An 18,815-nucleotide genomic window follows, 5' to 3' on the forward strand; every position below is an offset into this window, starting at 1 on the left:
CCCGCGCAAAGCGCCTGCGGCGCGACCAAATGAACCGGAATGACCATTTTCATTGGTGATTCGGAAAGTTTACGCATGCGCCATCGCAATCAGTCGCGTTTACTCGGCTTGATCAGCATTGCCTTAGCACGTGCAACGCCTTGAACGCAGCAGCCGCCAACGAAAGCACGTAGTACGAGATCGCGGCCACGGACAGCCCTTCGACGGCATGCTGCAAATGCAGCTGGTTCCGTGCCGTGCGCTCCATGCCGGCAAGCAGGCGAGTGACGTCCTTTTCCTGCGCGAGATTGACTCGCGTGCGCAACAGATCGACGGCGCGCGCGATGCGGGCCGCGATCTGTTCATGGCGTGCCCAGACGCTGCGGCATGTTTCCATCGCGGGCGCGAAGCGCCGTTCCATGAACTCCTGGATGGTCGGCATGCCCTCGATGCGTTCTTCGCGCAGTTCCTGAATGCGCGCCAGCACCAGTTTTTCGTAGGCTCGCGAAGCACTGAACCGCCCGCCCGATCCCGACAGCGATTCGACGCGCACCGCGAGGTGCGTGAGTTTGACGAGAAGCTGCGAGTCGTCATCATCGGCGCCTTGCGCATCCATGCTTTGCATCAGCGATTGAAGCGACGCATGGATCTCGTCCAGATCACGGCTCATCCGACGCGCAATCGGCAGCGCCAGCAGCGCCATCATCCGGTACGTTTCGATTTCGTAGAGGCGTTGCAGCAGGCGTCCGCCTTGCTCCTCGCGAAAGCCCTCATCCATGACGAGAAAGCGCATGAAACCGTCCGGGCGCACGTTCCAGTCGCAGAACACCTGGCCGCCACCAAGCACATTGCTGCCGACGAGAATCGGTCCATCGATCCATTGACGCAACGAATCGCGCGCCACGCGTGCGCGGTCTCCCGTCAATAGTTCCATGCGGGACGCGACGAACCGGCTTCCGGAGAGTTGCGTGAACCAGCCGGCGGGAATGCCGTGGATTGCACTGTCGTTGAAATAGTCGCTGTCGTTGCGCGGGATGACAAACGTGAACGTGGAGAATTCGGTGTGACGTTCCCACTTCAGATGCCACCCGCACGGGGACTGCACGGAATAATGTGTGGCACTTTCCGCCGGCATCGGTATGCCCGTGTCCCGGCACAATGCGTGCAATAGCGTCTCGTGTATCGATGGATCGTGCTCGGTGTAAATCGCATAGTGCGTGAGGGCTACAGACTCGGCGAGCTTCAGGAACGGGCGAGCATGCAATTCCGCAGCCAGTGTGGCGCGCAATGGGTGGTCCATGGTTGATGTTTTCACGGGTTGCTATTCACGCAGTCATCGACGACTGCAAACACCTGCGTGCAAGAACTATGGCAGAAGCGCGTCGACAAAGAAATCTCATAGTTTTAATCGCGAACTTCAGTTTTTCTGATGACACGAGAACGGCATGGCGGCGAAGGGCTACGCGTCATTGATGTCGGCATCGAGCCAGTGCTGGATCACGTCGTTGACCTTCACCCTGCTATGGTGGTGAAGCGCGATGAACTCTGTCCCGGCGGTGCATCGCCGAATCTGCGCCCCGTTATCCGTCAGCATCGTGACAAGCCGCGCTGCACAAAGCGGTTTTCCGGCGCGTATAGCACGAAGTGTCTATCCGTCACCCCGATGAACGCATTCAGGCCATGTCCCCTGAATGAACGAAAACATTGGCGCTTCATGTCTTACTGATCCGCCCCTCGACCTCATCCGAACCGGACACAATAAACAGGCGGCAAATGCGCTGAAATCAATTGCCAGCTTTCGCCGCCGTCGCAGGACGTCCATAGCGAGCCAGTTGTCGACCCCATCGCGAGGTGTATGCCGGAGTCATCGACAGCGAGCCCGTGCCGATACACGAGGTCATACGCCGGTGCAGGCGGCAATCCGCTCGAAAAACGCTCGAACGTGCGGCCGCCGTCGCGAGTGCGTGTGACGACGAACCGGCCGTCCACGGGAATGCGGCACTGGTCTTTCACTGCGGGCACGAACCACGCGGTGTCCGGCTCGCGCGGATGCACGGCAACCGCGAAGCCGAAGCTCGATGGCTGTGCTTCGATGCGCTGCCAGTGCGCCGCGCCGTCGGTCGAGCGGAAGATTGCGCAGTGATGCTGCGTCCAAAGCGCATCCGGGCTTGCCGCGCATTGCACGACGCGGTGCGGGTCTTGCACGTTGGCATCGCCGCGCCGCTCCGGCGGCATGTAGTCGGCCTCCATGCCTACGGCAGTCACGCGCCAGGTCGCGCCGCCGTCGGCGGTTTGCCAGACGCCGCCGCACGACACACCGATCGTCACGTGCCGGCTGTCGCGCGGATCGACCATGACGGAATGGATGCCCGGCGCGTCATAGCCGCCTCCGAACCATTCGCGGCGCTCCGGGCGATCCCACAGCGCGCGGTTGAGCACCCATGTATCGCCGCCATCGTCGGAACGGAAAAGCCCGCCTGGAATCGTGCCGGCCCACAAGACGCCCGGCTCGTCCGGACCGCCGGTTTCGAGCGACCAGATTTGCTGAAGCGTCCAGGCAGGGACGGGCGGGCTGGGCGCTGTGGCGCTCGCATTGTCCGCGCCGGCGTCTGCACTCGCGCTCGCACTCGCGCTCGCGCCGTCGCCGGTGCGTGTCTCGTCGGCGGGCTGCGGCGGGTAGACGGGGACCGCGCACTCTTCCCAGTCGGCCATGCCCGCGCGCCGGCGATGCAGCTTCACGCCGAAGTGGCCGAGATTGAGCGCGGCATACAGTGATCCGTCGCGTGGATCGGGCAGCACCATACTCACCGGCTCGCCGACGAAATACGGCTCACCGAACGTCCAGCTGCCCTTGCCATCGGCTTTCAGAACGAGCAGACCCTTGCGGGTTGCGACAAGCAATCGATCGCTCATGTCGAGTGTCTCCTGTCGGCGGGCGTCGGCGCTTCGGCGCTTACTCTGGAAGTTCGGGTACGGATGGAGCCCGCCTATCCACCCGACAGCGCCTGTACGACATAAACCCGGCTCTCCTCGCCGAGCGCATCGGACAGATGTTGTCGGTCGCGCACCGGCCGTCCGTCGACAAACACGGCGAGATGCCGCCGCACTGAGCCCTGGTCATCAAGTATGTAGCCGCGCAGTCGAGGTTGCACGGTAAAGACGGCCTCGAGCGCCTCGCCGAGCGTGCGCGCATCGATCTCTCGCTCGGGCGTTGCGATATGCCGCTGAATCGAAGCAGCGAAGAAGATGTGCGCCATGACGGGGTAGCGGCGCGGGAATGGCCGCGTCCGCTGGTTCTGTAGTTTAGGCGATCCGCCGTGTGATTCGCGACATCGCCGTACACCAGACGTCAGCTTGCGCTGCATTGCGAGAAGCGGCAGGCTTCGGCGCCCCTCACATATCGATAAGACGACGTCGACCAGATGACCGTCACAGTCCACAAGATCAAAGGCACAACGCAACGAAATGTGCCGCCGCGAGCTGTGAAACAGGCACACGCGCTTCTACGATCTCCGGTCGCGGACAGACGCACCGAAGGTTGCAAGCGCATAAACCGATTCGAAGCGAACCTTCAGATTTTTGGATATCGGCCGTTCAATAGAAGTCCTTTTCCGCTCTTCGAGTCGTCAATCATACGGACGCCACGCGAGTTCACAGATCATGAGAATCGATCATGCAAATGGCGCCTCCATTGACACCTGTACGTGCTCACATGCGATCTTTAGTTGAACAACGACGCGCTTTATGTGATCGATTCGGCACGCGATTCGCTGAATGTGATCCGCAGCTCAAGGTCGGCGTGTCATGGAACGTACGCAGCGGAGATTTCGACAGACATTCTGGGTGACGACTCTTTCCAATCTGTCTGGTTGCACCACCTGAATTTGGCTATAACAAAAAGGGAACAGGTGGTGCATGCTGTGGCCGGCCCTCGAATTGCCGATCGGCTATCCGCAAAGCACCATCAGCCTCTCGGGCACAAGTATCGAGGGGACCCTATCCGTCAGTTGGACCCGTCTGCGACGCCACTAAACCAGCCGGGAGGTACGACATGAAGATGATCGGTTTGCTGGGACTGCTGGCGAGCGCCGCCGTGCAGGCTCAGGTCACCCTGCCGTTGCCAGCGGCATACCCGACACTGCTCGGGGCCTCGTGCGGCGGTGTACACGTGGCCAGCTATGTCACGGGATTCGACGAGAATGGGTATATCCGCGGCGAGGTCTACGCGTGGACCCGCTGCGGCGGTTCGGGGCGCGGCGGCGGCTACCAGAGCCAGGCCTATCAGGCATGGCACACCATCGTGTGGGACCTGCGCCAGAACTACAAACTGCTGCCTTACGACAACGTCGTTCCCGACCCGGCATTCAGGGCCACCGATGCACACGGCAATAGCATCCTCAACACCTGTTCCGTTACAACCGATGGACAGCCGGCCTGCGTCGCGAGTGCCTATATTTACTATGTTCCGCCCACGATGAAGCCGATTTCGGACACCGTCCCTGTCAACCAGGCCGTTCCGGTGATACCTGTCATTCGCGATCGCTGAACTACGAAGGTCCGCAAAGCGACGACCTGCGCTCGCGCGCAAGACCTGATGGCCGTGAGTGGCATCGCGAGCTCGCAGACTGACAAAGGTCACAACCGCGCAGCTTGCTGTCGATTGCAGGTCGTTGAGCGGAAGCTCTTATCTCCCAACAAAGTCCATCGGCGATCGACACGATCCCGTTACGGCGCACATACCGAGGGGCTGGAGTCCGTCTGTGCGGTAGCGAACGCTTGAAAAATTACGCTTCGCCTACCATCCTGTCTGACGCTTCTTCACACGTCCTCCGGGAGCAATGATGGAAAGCACATCGAGCATGGTTCAACAGGAGCCTGGCGCCGACAACACGCGCCAGCGCGAGCCCTCCCCTGAACGGGTATTCCAGCTGGGCATGGGGTTCTGGGCGTCCAAGACCCTATTGTCCGCAGTCGAACTCGGTGTGTTCTCGCGCCTCGCGACGGGTCCTCACGACGCTGCGGAGCTTGCTGAGGCACTCGGACTGCATCCGAGATCGGCCCTTGATTTTCTTGACGCGCTGGTCGCATTGAATCTGCTGGAACGCGAAGACGGGAAATACCGCAATACGCCGGACGCCGGGCTCTTTCTGGACGTGGCCAAGCCCAGCTACGTCGGTGGATTACTGGAAATGGCCAACGCGCGCCTATATCCGTTCTGGGGCTCTCTGACGGAAGCCCTTCGCACGGGGCTGCCACAGAACGAGGCAAGAGGGGGTGGCAATCCCTTCGACGCGATGTATCGCGACGAACACAAGCTACGGGGATTTCTGCGGGCGATGAGCGGGGTCAGCCTGGGCGCGGCCAAGGCGATTGCGCAACAATTCCCCTGGCAGAACTACGGCACCTTCATTGACATCGGCGCGGCCCAGGGCGCCTTACCTGTGCAGGTTGCGCTCGCTCATCCTCACTTGCGCGGCGGCGGCTTCGATCTGCCGGTGGTGGGCCCTGTGTTTGAAGAGTACGTAACGTCGCACGGCCTGCAGGAACGGCTGCATTTCTATCCGGGCGACTTCTTCAAGGACCCCTGTCCGGCGGCCGACGTGCTCGTGATGGGGCACATCCTCCACGACTGGGATCTCGGGCAGAAGCTCGAGCTCCTTGCGAAGTGCTATGCGTCGCTACCTCCCGGCGGTTGCCTGATCGTCTACGACGCGGTAATCGACGATGACCGCAGGCGCAATGCCTTTGGCCTGCTGATGAGCCTGAACATGCTTATCGAGACACCTGGCGGTTTCGACTATACGGGCGCGCAGTGTCGCGAATGGATGCAGGAAGTCGGCTTCACACAGGTACGCGTCGAGCCGCTTATCGGCCCCGACTCAATGGTGATTGGAACCAGATAGAAACTTGCCGCGAGATTCGCGGGCATTCTCAGGGGCGGGAACTGACGCCACGGTACTGGTTTGGACGACGGGCGCGTTGCGCGCGACATGCCGTCGTCCGCACCAGCATCTCGCCGACGATTTCCCCAAGTGTTCGACGGCCGGAATTAAAAGCGCTTGTAGAAGATTGCGTACGAGAAGCGGCTTCGGCTTAACCTTGTCGGAGTTCCCAAACGCCGGCCGGCGGCGTGTTGCGCCAGATGACACGCCGCCAGCGCCAGGTGAGGCTCGTCGGGACGTCAAACGGCGTTCTAGGCTGATAGGTGAACTGCACGAGCCTGCGCCCGACATTCTGCATGAGAAATCTTGCGAGAATCACCGTCGTCGGGCGAATGACCTCTTTCGGCAACGAGCGAAACGGCAGCGCCGAGACGATTAGCGCGCGCTCCGGCAATGAATCTAAAATCTGCGCCCGTTCGTGGAAGCAGCCGGCGACTACTTCGATGCCCGGATGTCGCGCGGCAAGCTTGCCAGCCAGCGCCGGGTCCAGTTCGAAGGCTATCAGTCTTGCCGAAGGGTTGCGCTCGATAAGCGCATCGGTAATGACGCCGGTGCCGGCGCCGAGTTCAATAATCGTATCAAACTGGTCGGCCGGCTGTGCCATTGCGCGCGCCAGATGCAGGGAAGATGGAGCGATCGCGCCCACGGCGGCGGGGTTTTTCAGCCAGTGTTTGATGAAGTGGATATTCACGAATTTAAAGGCTACGGCGTCTACGCAGCACAAAAACAGCTGACAAACAGGGATAGTGTCCAGACCTGGACACAGCGCCAGCGTTGCAATCATCGTGCCTGCCATGACTGGCAGATACCCGATTGAACGGCATCCGTCTCTAGCATACCGCGCGTGCCGGTGCTGCATGACACGATACTGCGGAACCTACCCGGATCACCACACAGGAGAGTCGTCAGTGTCTATCGACGTACGCGGTACGGAGGGCTACGCGCAGGCCGCTCGATCGCTCATCGGTCAATGGCGGAACATCCCTTTTGCCGAGCATCACGCGGCCGTTTTGCATCTGATACCAACCCGTCCGTCCCGTGTGCTCGACGTTGGAGCAGGTATAGGAAGCGACGCGGCTGCGCTTGCTGCAATGGGGCATCACGTAGTCGCCGTCGAGCCGGTCGACGAGTTCCGGGCGGCTGGCGTCAAGCTGCATCCGGCATCGCGGATTGAATGGCTCGACGATAGCCTTCCGGACCTCAGCGTCCTGCGCGCAACGACACGACATTTCGACCTCGCGATGCTGACGGCCGTCTGGATGCATCTCGACGAAGAAGAACGTCGTCGCGCGATGCCGAATGTCGTTCGTCTGCTGTCTGACGGCGCTTTGCTGATCCTGTCATTGCGGCATGGTCCGATTCCAGAAGGACGGCGGATGTTCGACGTCTCGGCTGAAGAGACCATCCAGCTCGCGAATGTCCACGATTTACAACCGATACTCGGCGTTCGATCGGAATCCGTCCAGCGATCGAACCGGCGCATGAACGTGACGTGGACCCGACTCGTGTTCATCAAAGGCCCTGGATCGAGCTGACGTCGCGCGAATCGCCAGCAACAGTGATTGAGCGCATTTCGTGCTTCAAGTCACCTCGCTTGTCGTGAACACGGGCGCCTTGCCGGTCTGATGACGCGAGCGGCCCGAGCTCAGATACTCCGCGATCGAGTCCTGCGTGACTTCGCCGACATATACGCCGTCGGCGTCGAGTACCGGCATCCACGACGTGCGGAACTGATACATCTTCGAGAGCACGATGCGCAGATTGTCGCCGTCGGACACGGTGGCCGGGAATGCGGCCAGCTTGTCCGCGCACACGCCTTCGACATGGCGCGCGGCGCGGCGCGTGACGAAGCCTTGGGCGTGGAAGGCTTCGTCCACCACGGTCAGATAGCGGAAGTCATGTTCGTCCATCGTCATGAATGCCTCCGGGAGCGGCGTGTCGGGACGCGCGGTTTCCGGCGTCGTCGCGGCATCGCCGGCCTTCACCAGCAACAGGCGCTTCAAGGTGCTGTCCGCGCCGACAAACTGGCCGACGAAGTCGTCGCGCGGATGTGCGAGCAGCGTGTCGGGATGGTCGTACTGCACGAGCTTGCCGCGCCGAAACACGGCCACGCGATCGCCGAGCTTGATCGCCTCGTCGATGTCATGGCTCACCATGATCACGGTCTTCTTCAGTTGCCGCTGCATCTGGAAGAACTCGTTCTGAATCGCCTCGCGGTTGATCGGGTCGACAGCCCCGAACGGTTCGTCCATCAGGAGCACGGGCGGGTCCGCCGCGAGTGCGCGAATCACGCCGATACGCTGCTGCTGGCCACCCGACAACTCGCGCGGATAGCGCTTCAGATACTGCTTCGGATCGAGCGCGACCATCGACATCAGTTCGGTCGCGCGCTCCGCGCAGCGCTTCTTGTCCCAGCCGAGCAAGCGAGGCACGACCGTGATGTTCTCCTCGATCGTCATGTTCGGGAACAGGCCGATCTGCTGGATCACGTAGCCGATATGACGGCGCAGGTCCGTTTCGTTCAGCGTGCCCGTGTCCTCGCCGTTGATCAGCACGCGGCCCGAGGTCGGCTCGATCAGCCGGTTGATCATCTTGAGCGTAGTCGTCTTGCCGCAGCCCGAGGGTCCGAGAAACACACAGATTTCGCCCTCGTTCACCTCGAGGCTGACAGAATCGACGGCGTGTACTTGCTGGCCGTCTTTCTGCGTAAAAGTCTTGGTCAACTGGTCGAGTTCGATCATGTTTCCTGTACTCCCTTCGGTGTCAGTACGCGCTGCAACAGTTGCAGCAGCAAATCGGCGACGATCGCCAGGATGCTCACGAGCACCGCGCCCACCAGCAGCTTCATCATGCTGCTCTGGCTGATCGCGCGCAGAATCAGCGAGCCGAGGCCGCCCGCGCCGATCACCGCCGCAATCGTCATCACGCCGATGTTCATCACGACGGCTGTGCGCACGCCGCCGAGTATCACCGGCACTGCGAGCGGAAGCTCCACGAGCCGCAGTCGCTGCCAGCGCGTCATGCCGATGCCGATGCCCGCTTCCTTGATGCTCGCCTCGACGTTATGCAGCGCGAGATAGGTGTTGCGCATGATCGGCAGCAGCGAATAGAGAAACACGGCGGTGATCGCCGGCACAGCGCCGATACCCTCGCCGAAGCGCGAGAAGACGGGGATCATCAGGCCGAACAGCGCGATCGACGGCAGAGTGAGGATTACCGTCGCGATGCCAAGCAGCGGCGCGGCGAGCCATTCCCAACGGCTCATCAGGATGCCGAGCGGCACGCCGGCGATGATCGCGCAGCCTACCGCGAGGCTCACGAGCCACGCATGCTGCAGCGTGAGTTGAAGCAGTTCAGGCCAGTTCGCCGACAGATAGTCGAACAGGTTCATCGTTCCTCCGTTGTTGCGGCAGTCGTTACGGCAGTTGATGCGCGCGCAGGAATTCGGCTGCGACCGCCTGCACCGACCTGCCGTCTATATCGACCTGCTTGTCCATGTCGAGGACCACGTCGTTGTTCAATAGCGCCGACAGTGCGTTCAGTTGTTCCGCGAGCTTCGGGTTCTGTTGAAGGATCGGCGCGCGTACCACGGGGGTCGCGTTGTACGGCGGAAAGAAGTGCTTGTCGTCCTCGAGCGGCACGATGCCGAAACCCTTCACGCGGCCGTCCGTCGTGTAGACGAGGCCGATCGCGATCTGGTTGTTGTGGAGGGCGGTGTAGACGAGGCCGGGGTCCATCTGGCGCGTTTCCTTGCGTGTGAAGTGCATGTCGTAAGCGGCTTCGAGCGGCTTCAGGCCGTCTGGACGATTCGCGAATTCCGCGTCCATGCCGAACACGTTATGCGTGCCTTTCGGGTCGCTCTTCATCTTCGCGGCCAGTTGCGAGATCGTGCGGATGCCGGTTCTTTTGGCCGCTTCGGCGGGCAGCGCGAGCGCATACGTGTCGTTCATCGGCGACTTGTTCAGCCACACGAGGCCGCGCTTCGCATCGAGCTCTTTCACGCGCTGGTACATCTCATCGGGTGTCATCTTTTCCGTGAGCTTGTCGTAGACGAGCGCCGCCGTGCCCGTGTATTCCCACGTCAGATCGATCTGGTTGTTCTCCTGCGCGCTGCGCAGCAGCACGCTGCCGAGGCCCGTGCGCGTTTCTATCGTGTAGCCGCGCGAGCGCAGATACTGCGCCGTGAGTTCGACGAGCACGTATTGCTCGGTGAAGTTCTTGCCACCGATGACGATTTTTGCGGCCCACACAGGCATGCTCAGGCACGCGGCGACACAACCGGCGATCAGCAGCGTAACGATGCGGTTCAGTCGATCAGCAATCAGTCGCGTCATGCCGCCACCCCTTTACGTGTGAGCCACACGCGGCTGATTGTCGAGACGATTGCATCGAGCAGCAGCGCGAGAATGGCCGTGGCGGCCGCGCCGAGAAGCAGCATCTGGTTGTTGTTGAGATTGATGCCGGGAAAGATCAGCGTGCCGAGGCTGTCCGCGCCGATCAGATACGCAAGCGGTGCAGTGCCCACGTTGATCGCGAGCGCGGTGCGAATGCCGCCGACAATGATCGGCATCGAGTTGGGCAACTCGACTCGCAACAACGATTGTGTATTCGTCATGCCGAGCCCGCGTGCCGCTTCGAGCAGCGCCGGCGCGACGCCCTTCATGCCCACATACGCGTTTCGCGTGATCGGCAATAGCGACGCGAAGAACAATGCAACGATAGCCGGCACATCGCCGATGCCGAAGATGCCGAGCGCAATTGCCAGCACGGCGAGCGACGGCACCGTGTTGCCGATGTTGAAAATCTGCATGAACGCTTCGGCCTGGCGCGCCATTGACGGCCGGCTCAGCAGCACGCCCATCGGCACGCCCACGAGGATCGCAAGCACCATTGAATAACCCACCAGTACCAGATGCCGGATCGCGTAGTAAGCGAGATCGCCCGAGTACTGGCGGTAAGTGCCGGGCTCGATTGCCCGTGTGAGAAACACGACGATGAGCACGACGAAGATCAGGCTGCCCGCGAAACGGACAGTGCGTCGGTTAGGCAAGATGGCCTCCTTTTTCTGGCTGAAGCGGAACCTGTGTCCGCTGTGGACGCATCCGGCAAAGCGCGCAGTCCATTCGGGTGGCGACGACTCAGGCCGGTGACGAAGGCGGCAACATCGACGGCTCGGAGGAGACCGGACGCTGCATACGGTGAGGCCGACGGCCTGCCGGCTCGTTGAACAAGGAACGCACGCGTGGCGACGTTCCGTGGATTTCAAAGGTGTGGTTGTGTTGGCTTCCCTTGTGTTGCTGTGAACTCAAGTGTCTCGCGATGAGCACCGGGAGGATGCAGCAAGCAGCGTGCCTCTCTGTTGGCGATCTCGATAGCGAAGCCCGTATTTCTACGGAATCATTCCCTAATTAATCAAAAACTCGTTCCCTGATTAAATTCCAATTAATTAGGGAGCTATAGAGAATAAAATTCCGATACCGAGTGGGCGAACTCATCAGGTAGGCGATAAAAACGTTTTCTCTGTAACATTGTGTTACATGCTGCGGAAGCATCCCTCTGCATAGGGCTGTACGCGAAAAAAATCTCTTGCCTGTATATTCATCAGAAGAAACGACTTATTTGAGTTTTCGCCCTACTGTGCCGCCTTTCTGCTGCCGAAAAACAGGCATTAATTGCGCGTATTCGCGAGCACTAAGGCAGTAATTACCGATTAAGCGATTGGTTCCCACTCGGCATTTCGCGCGGGGATCAATGGCAGATATTTCGGAATGCGAAGTAACTCTATCGGTCTTCACTCGTCCGGACGTGCCGCTGTAACCACCGTTCCTTTTTAGCCGTTTTCGGCAGCGGACCATTTCCATGATTAATCGACGTCAATTTCTAGGCCGCGTCGCGGCACTTGGTGGCAGCTACGTGCTCAGCGCATGCGGCGGCGCATCCGATTTCGGCACGGGCGATACCGTTACGGCCAAGGCGGCCAAGGCAGTCGCCAAAGCGGTGGGGGCATCCGCCAACGGGACAACGATTCCGCCCGCCAACTCGATCATCGACAACCAGGGCGCCGTCTGGACACTGGTTGGCGGTTCCGTCTACAAGAACGGGGTCAAGGCCAACAACAACTACAACGTGTCGATGGTGCTGTGGTATGGCGGCGGCGTCTATCACCAGGGAACGGGCGGGCAGTTCTACGGATGGAACGGCTCCACGTGGATCGCGTGCAACGATCCGCGGCTCGGCGGTACTTCTGTCGATGGCACGACGATTCCGTCCGCCTCGTACATCATCGACAAGGTCGGCAATGTGTGGACCGTCGTGAATGGCGTCATTTATCGGAATAACAACACTGTCGGCAATACCTACAACGTTTCGCTGCTGCTGTGGTACGGCAGCAAGATCTGGCATCGCGGCACGGGTGGACAGTTCTATGTTCTTACTGACGCGAGCACATGGTTGCCGTGCAACGATCCTCGCATCGTGTCGGCGGCGACGGCTGGTACGTTCTACGGTATCAACGGACACTACGATTATCGCTACACGCCCGACCAGATCGTGTCGATCATGAAGAGCATGGGATGCTCGACTTACCGCGTCGGTTGCATTGACGACCCGGTATCGCTAGGCGCAGTCGTCGAACTGGCCAAGGCCTTCCAGGCAGCGGGACTGACGTTGTTCGTGCTCGTCAATTTCGGCATCCACGAATCGCCCGGCGTCATGTTCTCGAGCGAATCGGCCGCCTATAACCGCACACGTGCAGGCGCGGCCACTATCGCGGCCGCGCTCGCACCGTGGGGCGTCACGATGTACGAATGCGGCAACGAGCTGACCCGGGAAATCGAGATCATCCTCGATCCGACCAATGCGGGATCGAAAGCAGTCGACTTCAACAACGTGAACTGGCCGATCATGCGCGGCGCGATGCGCGGCATGATCGACGGCGTGAAGTCGGTGCAGCCCACGGCCAAATGCGGCGTCAACTTCTGCGTGGCCGACGTCGGCGCGTCCGATGCGCTGTGGGACGGCATGCAGCCGGACGGCACGGGCGGCTATCCGAAAGTGCGCTGGGACATGACGACGTGGCACAACTACGAAGTCTACGGCGACATCTTCAACCTCGGCACGGATGGAGCGGGTCCGGGCTTCGACCTGCCGACCTACTGCAAGGCTCGCTACGGCGTGCCGTTCCTGATCACGGAATGGAACACCGGGCCCGAAAGCACGGAGGCTTATCGCGCGAACTACATCAGCACGCAGTTCGCGAACTACTATCGTGCGCGGAAGACGAAGAACATCCAGTCCGTGATGTATTACGTGCTCGACAGCGGAGATACGACTTATGGCCTGATGATCGACGGAGCCGTGGTGGCTCAGCCCTATAACGCATTTACTGCGTTCGTCGCCGGCAACCCTGACGCCTGATGGACTAGTCGCTTATTGCAGGCCCACGCGCATGAAGAAATGCGTCTGGGCCTGGCTGCTTTCCGCGTCATCGCTATGTCGCCCGAGAACCCGGCAAACGCAGGATCGCGTTCATCGTCGTTGGCTGCCTTCCGCCATTCGACGCTTCCCGGCCGACCACGCATCCTTTCAGCTTTCTACGGATTTGCCAATAAAGCCCCGTTAGTCAATCGCGAAAGAACTGGACTCGAAGAACGAAAGGCGCGCTCTCTTGCTGTCATATAATCCTCGCTCGACCGCCGCCGCTTCTTTTATGTCCCTGCTCGAAACAAAAAGTCGAAGACATCAAAGTCGCTGATCCACAATGACGCATGAGCCGCGCATGCACGAAAGCTCGATCCGAAGGCTCCCGGATCAAAGTGAAAAAAACAGCGACGCGTGCCGTGAAGCATGAAGTCCTCACTTCGACGGGAACACGAATGCAAACACCAAGTGCAACTGTCCCGATCTCGCTCGTCAACGGCTTTCTGGAGGCGGCCGGCGCGCGAGTCGACGTCACGCATCGCTATCTCCGCGAGGCGGGCATCACGCCCGCACTACTCAGCAAGCGCGGCGCCCGCGTGACCGAGGAGCAGTTCTCCACGCTGTATCGCATGCTCGCGATCGAACTGGACGACGAAATGCCGGGCATCTTCAGTCGCCCGCTGCGCAGCGGCACATTGAAGTTTCTCTGCCTCAGCCTTCTGGATGCACCGAACCTCGAAACGGCGCTGCACCGCTTCGGCCAGTTCTTTCATATCGTGCTCGACGACTTTCGTCTGGAATCGCGCCGCAGCGATCTGATAGCTCAGGTCGAACTGCGTCCGAGTCCTGCCTATGGGAACATCGGACCGCTCGGCCAGGAGTTGACGCTCAAGCTCGCGCACGGTGTCTCGTCGTGGCTCGTCGGCCAGAAAATACCGCTGCTGCGAGTCGATTTCGCGTGTCGGCAACCTCCGCATGCCGTCGATCACCGCTACTTCTTTTCAGGCCCCGTGCGCTTCGGCTGCGATGCCACGCTGATGCGCTTCAGCGCGGCCTTTCTCGACATGCCGATCCGCCAGCGCAAACGCAATTTGCGCAAGTTTCTCGCGCGCTCTCCGGGCGAGTGGATCTTCGAGTCGTTCAGCGAGCAACTTGTCAGTCATCGCGTTCGCCAATATCTCGCAGGCGATCTGCCCGACCTGCCGACGATCGAGCAGGCCGCGAAAAATCTCCATTGCTCGGTCCGCACGCTGTGCAGGCGCCTTTCCTCCGAAGAGACGACGTTTCAGATGCTCAAGGACGAACTGCGGCGCGACATCGCGATCCAGCGGCTGACCGAGACGCAGGACACGATCGCCGTCATTGCCGGCGACATCGGCTTCGACGATCCAAGCGCTTTTCATCGAGCGTTCCGCCACTGGACGGGCAGCACGCCCGGCACCTACCGACGGCCCGTCGAGGCTGGTTGAAACCCTGGCGCCGGCACGAGCGCGCCCGCCCGTCGCGGCCAGTTTCGTCAGTGCTTGGGCACCTTTGGGCAGCCGATTCACGGCATATGCCGCTACGATCGGTTGCATCGTCATGGCCTGGCAATTTCCTTTTGAGCGTCGTGGCAGTGATCCATCGACCGCTTGATTGGACGAATCACCATCACCATGAGCTACACCACATCGAACGCTGCCCGCGATGTTCCACTCAATGCGTAGCGATGCGGACGAGCAACGAAACCGCATTCGCAATCTGCTCGCTTCTTCTCTCCCAGCGGCTGCCACGTGGCCCTTCCATCGCGTCCCGCACCAACTCATCCCGCACGGCATAGCCCGTCGAGCGTCCCGACACACGCCGCTCACCCCATCTTTCCGCTCAATCCCTTCAGCCCTTTGATCACGACGAGCAATGCGCGACCGTGCTCTTCAGAGCCGTCCCATGCGTCGACGATCGCATTGCGCAGCAACTCGTTGTAGCCCGCTGCCCGGCCGCTCGCACGGCGTGGCTCCACGCCGTAGAAACTGCATAGCTTATTGAATGAGGCGCTCTTGCGCACACGCTGCCCCTCCGACAGCCGAAGCCGCGACACCGTAGGCTGGCTGACTCCAGAAAGCCTCGCAATTTCGCTGGACGAACGCGTATCCGCCAGCAAGCGGCGCATCAGGTCCTGCACGGGAAAATCGCTCTTCGGGGCTTCCATTCGACGCATTATATCTATACATTAGCGCTTATTGAATTGGCCAATCAATTTTGACGAATGGCTGCCTCCCGAGGAAGTGAATGACACTGAAGCACCTACCGCCCACGTTCTGCTGGACCAAGACCGGCCACGAGTCCAGTGAAGGTCTGCCTGTCGTCGTCCTTCAAAAGGAGTGGGAGCGCAGGCTGGGCGGCGGGCGTTTTCTGTGGGGCGTCGGGCGGTCGCTGGGCAACAGCGCGCAAGTCGCGGCGCACCGCACGGGCTCGCTGCTCGCACTCTTTTCGCCGGCATCGAGCAAGCCCCGATCCGCCGGCCGCAAAAAGGAAGACATGCTGCTGTGGAACGCGTGGATCGACAGCACGGGGCAGGTGCGGCAGCTTCCGCCTCACGCGTTCATCGTCAGCCGCGCGACGCTGCCTTCCGGGCAGCGCAAGGAACAGCACTACGCGCTGGTGTGCTCGTCGCCGACGGAACTGTGCATGGGCACGCGCTTGCGCGTGTACCCGGAACATCTGCGCAGCGTGAGCACGGGCAAAGCGCTAGGTGCCGCGCACGGCACGGCCGTGGTCGATTGCATCGCGCGCGCGGGCAACCCGAATGCCGAGAGCGGAAAGACCGGCAAGAGCTATCCGGTTGCGCTCGCCGTCGAACTCGAAGCGCCGTATTTCGTGCGGCTCACGCAACCCGGCGTGCTCAAGGCGCGCGATTTCGCGGAGGTCAACAAGGCCACGCGCGACGGCGATCTCGCAACGTTCATCGAACTGGTCGGGCGTTTGCGCAGCCGGCCGCCGCAAGAGCGGGTGCGCGGCTTCACGCGCGACCTGTTCGATATGCCGCCCGTCGAAGCGATGGCTGCATTCAGCAACGCGGCACATGCGCAGCCGAGCTTCGCGACGTGACAGACGCGGACGGTCTGCGAGTGTTCATTGCATGGAACCTGGGGGCACTGACACTTCGGTGCTCGCGTTAAAAAAGCGCGTGTTGTTGTATTCCCGCCCTGGCGCTTGGCCGCGAGCGGAGAGAAAATCGGCGTGTCGCGCAATGCATTGCAACCGATATCCGTTCAAGTCGCTGGCTCGAACCAGTGCTATCGCTGCACCGTGTGCTTCCGCAAATGAAGTACACGGACCTGAAACGAAATGGAGGAATGCCTATGTCGGCGATTACGCATTCGCGGCAGGCTCAGGCCGCGCAGCGTTTTGTAGAGGCGACGCGAAATGTCGATCTGGCGTTTCGCGCCGTGCGCGGCGATACGGAAGACAGCACATCGAACGTCGAGTATGCTGCCGCCGTCGCGCAACTGGACCGCGCGCTCGACGAGCTTGCGCGAGCGCAGGCGCTGTTCGACTCGGCGGTTCGCATCGACGCGCGGCGGCGCAATTGAATTCGTCACGCATCGCCATGCCCGTACGAATGGATTGCTGAACACTTCACCTTTCGAATCGCACGAGCAATGTCTACTTCAATCGCAAAACTCGACGGCCAGGCCAGAGAGCGCCTGATCGCGTGGATACGGCACAAGATGACCGAGTTCGGCATCACCGTCGACGCGATCGAACGGTCGCTCGCCGAGGACCAAAAGTCGGCGCGCGCGGTACGCTATCAGGATGCGCTCGGGCATGTCTGGGACGGTCAAGGCGATCTGCCCGACTGGCTGCGCCGCGCGGTCGCGTCGGGACAGAGCATCGATTTTTTCCGCTGCGAGCAGGGCTAGACGGAACGATTCACTGATCCCGATGCGCGCAGGCTGCGCAGCGTCAGCAGAACGAGCACGCCCATCACGAGGGCCGTGAACAGATAGAGGCCGGCGGGGCCCGCGATGGCCATCATCGCGGATGCGAGCGTCGGGCCGCCGCTCGCGCCAAACGAGAAGATCAACAGCAGAGCAGCGCTCACGGCGATCCGCTCGTCGGCGGGAATGCAGTCGTTCACATACGACGCGACGACGCCATACATCGAAAACGCGACAGCAACGTACAGGTAACCGAGTGCCTCGATCAGCACGCCGTCGCGCAGCACGAACAGCAGGACGCTCAACGTTCCGGCGCTTACGGCGAGAGTGAGCAGGACCTTGCGCCGGTCGAACCGATCGGCGACGCGCGCAACGGGCCATTGCGGCACGAGCGCCGCGAGCAGCGCAAAGCCCATGAAATGCGATACGTCCGGCACCGAATAGCCGACGCGCCGCATGAACACCGGCTGCATCGTGTAGAACGCGCTGTTCAGCAGCCCGGCCGCAAGGCACGCGATCACGCCGAGCGGCGCCCATCGATAGATCGTCCGCAGCCCCGACAGGCCGCGCGCGAGACGTGAGCCGTAGGCCGCGCCGTGAGCATCGTGCGCGATGGCGGGCGCGGGCGCCGTGCCTGCGAGCGCGACGGGAATCAGCGATGCCGCAAACAGTGCGCTGACGGCGCTGAAGAGTTCGAAGCCCGCCGGGTCGGCGAGGCCGATCAGAAACTGGCCTGTGCCGACGCCGAGATAGTTCGTGATCAGATACGCGGAGAACACGCGTCCGCGCTGCGCGTTGCTCGCGACCTGATGCAGCCAGCTCTCGATCACCGTGAAGATGCCGACGAGACAGAAGCCCGTGATGAAGCGCAGCGCGGCCCAGGTCGCGGCGCTGCTCCACACCGCATAGCCGAGCGCGCAGCACGCCGATGCCGCGGCGAACGTGACGAACGCGCGATGATGGCCGACGCGCCCGATCAACGAGCCGCCATACACGGCGCCCAGCATGAAGCCGACGTAGTACGCGGACTGCACGACGCCGACCACGATCGACGGCGCCTGTTGCTGAATGAGCCGCAGCGAGATCAGCGTGCCGAGCAGGCCATTGCCCGTGATCAGGATCGCGTAGCCGAGCAGCAGGATCGCGGTGGAGCGCAGGCTGCTGACGGGAGGCAGCGGCGCTGGGATGGGCGCACGAGTGCAGTGATCAACGGGCGCAACCCGCGCGTTCGACGAAGAACCGCTCTCGACAAAATCGGTGCGCGGCTGCGCATCCGACAGAGAAAATGCGCCGCACGGCTGGCGGGCCGCCGAATCGTGTGCCTGGTTCATCGTGCTCAGTCTCGTTCGTCTTTCGCGGCACCCGGATCGCGACGTTTTACGGGCTTTCTCTCGTCGAATGTAGCGGGCGTGTGCGTCGCCGGCATGGCACGAATCCGACATCGGCTTGCGGTAAAACGACTTCTCTTTCGCATTGCTCTTATACGAGGCACATGCGCACGGCCGTCAGCGTATTTCGTGCGGCGGCGCTACCATGAACGCTCTCTGTGTTGTCG

18 protein-coding genes and 1 pseudogene are annotated in these 18,815 nt (G+C 61.4%); 8 read left to right on the forward strand and 11 right to left on the reverse strand.

Annotated elements, in window-relative coordinates; translation table 11 throughout:
* Positions 1–124: 124 nt before the first annotated feature.
* From AB4Y32_RS15330 to AB4Y32_RS15345, 4 genes and pseudogenes are all read right to left on the reverse strand, one after another.
* Positions 125–1,279, reverse strand: a pseudogene (locus tag AB4Y32_RS15330) (DUF3422 family protein); the annotation flags it as partial.
* A 159-nt stretch (positions 1,280–1,438) separates the two neighbouring features.
* Positions 1,439–1,573, reverse strand: coding sequence for a hypothetical protein (locus AB4Y32_RS15335; RefSeq protein WP_368722140.1), 135 nt, complete (start codon positions 1,571–1,573; stop codon positions 1,439–1,441).
* A gap of 146 nt (positions 1,574–1,719) precedes the next feature.
* Positions 1,720–2,892: a WD40/YVTN/BNR-like repeat-containing protein gene (locus AB4Y32_RS15340; RefSeq protein WP_368722141.1), complete on the reverse strand. Its 1,173-nt coding sequence runs from the start codon at positions 2,890–2,892 to the stop codon at positions 1,720–1,722.
* 74 nt (positions 2,893–2,966) lie between these two features.
* Positions 2,967–3,236: a MoaD/ThiS family protein gene (locus tag AB4Y32_RS15345; protein WP_368722142.1), complete on the reverse strand. Its 270-nt coding sequence runs from the start codon at positions 3,234–3,236 to the stop codon at positions 2,967–2,969.
* 794 nt (positions 3,237–4,030) lie between these two features.
* Between AB4Y32_RS15345 and AB4Y32_RS15350 the strand changes: the two genes are divergently transcribed.
* Positions 4,031–4,525 (forward strand): hypothetical protein, encoded by a 495-nt coding sequence (locus tag AB4Y32_RS15350; RefSeq protein WP_368722143.1) that lies wholly within the window; start codon positions 4,031–4,033, stop codon positions 4,523–4,525.
* 313 nt (positions 4,526–4,838) lie between these two features.
* Positions 4,839–5,882 carry a methyltransferase gene (locus AB4Y32_RS15355; RefSeq protein WP_368722144.1) on the forward strand — a complete coding sequence of 348 codons (1,044 nt, stop codon included), beginning with the start codon at positions 4,839–4,841 and terminating at the stop codon, positions 5,880–5,882.
* A 190-nt stretch (positions 5,883–6,072) separates the two neighbouring features.
* Here the strand turns inward: AB4Y32_RS15355 and AB4Y32_RS15360 are convergent, their stop codons facing one another.
* Positions 6,073–6,705 (reverse strand): class I SAM-dependent methyltransferase, encoded by a 633-nt coding sequence (locus AB4Y32_RS15360; protein ID WP_368722145.1) that lies wholly within the window; start codon positions 6,703–6,705, stop codon positions 6,073–6,075.
* Between the two features lie 124 nt (positions 6,706–6,829).
* Here AB4Y32_RS15360 and AB4Y32_RS15365 point away from each other — a divergent pair, with 124 nt between their 5' ends.
* Entirely contained in the window at positions 6,830–7,456 is a 627-nt protein-coding gene (locus tag AB4Y32_RS15365; RefSeq protein WP_368722146.1) for a class I SAM-dependent methyltransferase, read from the forward strand.
* A gap of 45 nt (positions 7,457–7,501) precedes the next feature.
* On the opposite strand, the gene AB4Y32_RS15370 is transcribed toward AB4Y32_RS15365, so the two are convergent.
* The 4 genes from AB4Y32_RS15370 to AB4Y32_RS15385 are packed head-to-tail and all read right to left on the reverse strand — an operon-like array spanning position 7,502 to position 10,971.
* Positions 7,502–8,662 carry a betaine/proline/choline family ABC transporter ATP-binding protein gene (locus AB4Y32_RS15370; protein ID WP_368722147.1) on the reverse strand — a complete coding sequence of 387 codons (1,161 nt, stop codon included), beginning with the start codon at positions 8,660–8,662 and terminating at the stop codon, positions 7,502–7,504.
* Positions 8,659–9,312 carry an ABC transporter permease gene (locus AB4Y32_RS15375; RefSeq protein WP_087734931.1) on the reverse strand — a complete coding sequence of 218 codons (654 nt, stop codon included), beginning with the start codon at positions 9,310–9,312 and terminating at the stop codon, positions 8,659–8,661. Before AB4Y32_RS15375 ends, AB4Y32_RS15370 begins: the two co-directional genes overlap by 4 nt.
* 25 nt (positions 9,313–9,337) lie before the next feature.
* Positions 9,338–10,255 carry a glycine betaine ABC transporter substrate-binding protein gene (locus tag AB4Y32_RS15380; RefSeq protein WP_439899792.1) on the reverse strand — a complete coding sequence of 306 codons (918 nt, stop codon included), beginning with the start codon at positions 10,253–10,255 and terminating at the stop codon, positions 9,338–9,340.
* Positions 10,252–10,971, reverse strand: coding sequence for an ABC transporter permease (locus AB4Y32_RS15385; RefSeq protein ID WP_368722148.1), 720 nt, complete (start codon positions 10,969–10,971; stop codon positions 10,252–10,254). Before AB4Y32_RS15385 ends, AB4Y32_RS15380 begins: the two co-directional genes overlap by 4 nt.
* Positions 10,972–11,780: 809 nt before the next feature.
* Between AB4Y32_RS15385 and AB4Y32_RS15390 the strand changes: the two genes are divergently transcribed.
* Together AB4Y32_RS15390 and AB4Y32_RS15395 are read left to right on the forward strand one after the other, a co-directional pair.
* Positions 11,781–13,337: a hypothetical protein gene (locus AB4Y32_RS15390; RefSeq protein WP_368722149.1), complete on the forward strand. Its 1,557-nt coding sequence runs from the start codon at positions 11,781–11,783 to the stop codon at positions 13,335–13,337.
* 458 nt (positions 13,338–13,795) lie between these two features.
* A complete protein-coding gene (locus AB4Y32_RS15395) occupies positions 13,796–14,809 on the forward strand; it encodes an AraC family transcriptional regulator (protein ID WP_368722150.1) in 1,014 nt (337 codons plus the stop codon).
* 377 nt (positions 14,810–15,186) lie between these two features.
* On the opposite strand, the gene AB4Y32_RS15400 is transcribed toward AB4Y32_RS15395, so the two are convergent.
* Positions 15,187–15,528: a helix-turn-helix domain-containing protein gene (locus AB4Y32_RS15400; RefSeq protein WP_090866774.1), complete on the reverse strand. Its 342-nt coding sequence runs from the start codon at positions 15,526–15,528 to the stop codon at positions 15,187–15,189.
* An 80-nt stretch (positions 15,529–15,608) separates the two neighbouring features.
* On the opposite strand from AB4Y32_RS15400, the gene AB4Y32_RS15405 reads away from it, so the two are divergent.
* The 3 genes from AB4Y32_RS15405 to AB4Y32_RS15415 all read left to right on the forward strand — a co-directional run bounded on the left by AB4Y32_RS15405 (position 15,609) and on the right by AB4Y32_RS15415 (position 17,242).
* Positions 15,609–16,427, forward strand: coding sequence for a hypothetical protein (locus AB4Y32_RS15405; RefSeq protein ID WP_368722151.1), 819 nt, complete (start codon positions 15,609–15,611; stop codon positions 16,425–16,427).
* A 254-nt stretch (positions 16,428–16,681) separates the two neighbouring features.
* Positions 16,682–16,912 (forward strand): hypothetical protein, encoded by a 231-nt coding sequence (locus tag AB4Y32_RS15410; RefSeq protein WP_368722152.1) that lies wholly within the window; start codon positions 16,682–16,684, stop codon positions 16,910–16,912.
* Between the two features lie 69 nt (positions 16,913–16,981).
* Entirely contained in the window at positions 16,982–17,242 is a 261-nt protein-coding gene (locus tag AB4Y32_RS15415; RefSeq protein WP_368722153.1) for an H-NS family nucleoid-associated regulatory protein, read from the forward strand.
* Here AB4Y32_RS15415 and AB4Y32_RS15420 read toward each other — a convergent pair.
* Entirely contained in the window at positions 17,239–18,591 is a 1,353-nt protein-coding gene (locus AB4Y32_RS15420) for an MFS transporter (protein WP_368722154.1), read from the reverse strand. The genes AB4Y32_RS15415 and AB4Y32_RS15420 overlap by 4 nt on opposite strands.
* Between the last annotated feature and the right edge of the window lie 224 nt (positions 18,592–18,815).

The sequence above is a fragment of the Paraburkholderia phymatum genome, from assembly GCF_040965635.1.
GTDB classification, from domain to species: domain Bacteria; phylum Pseudomonadota; class Gammaproteobacteria; order Burkholderiales; family Burkholderiaceae; genus Paraburkholderia; species Paraburkholderia phymatum_B.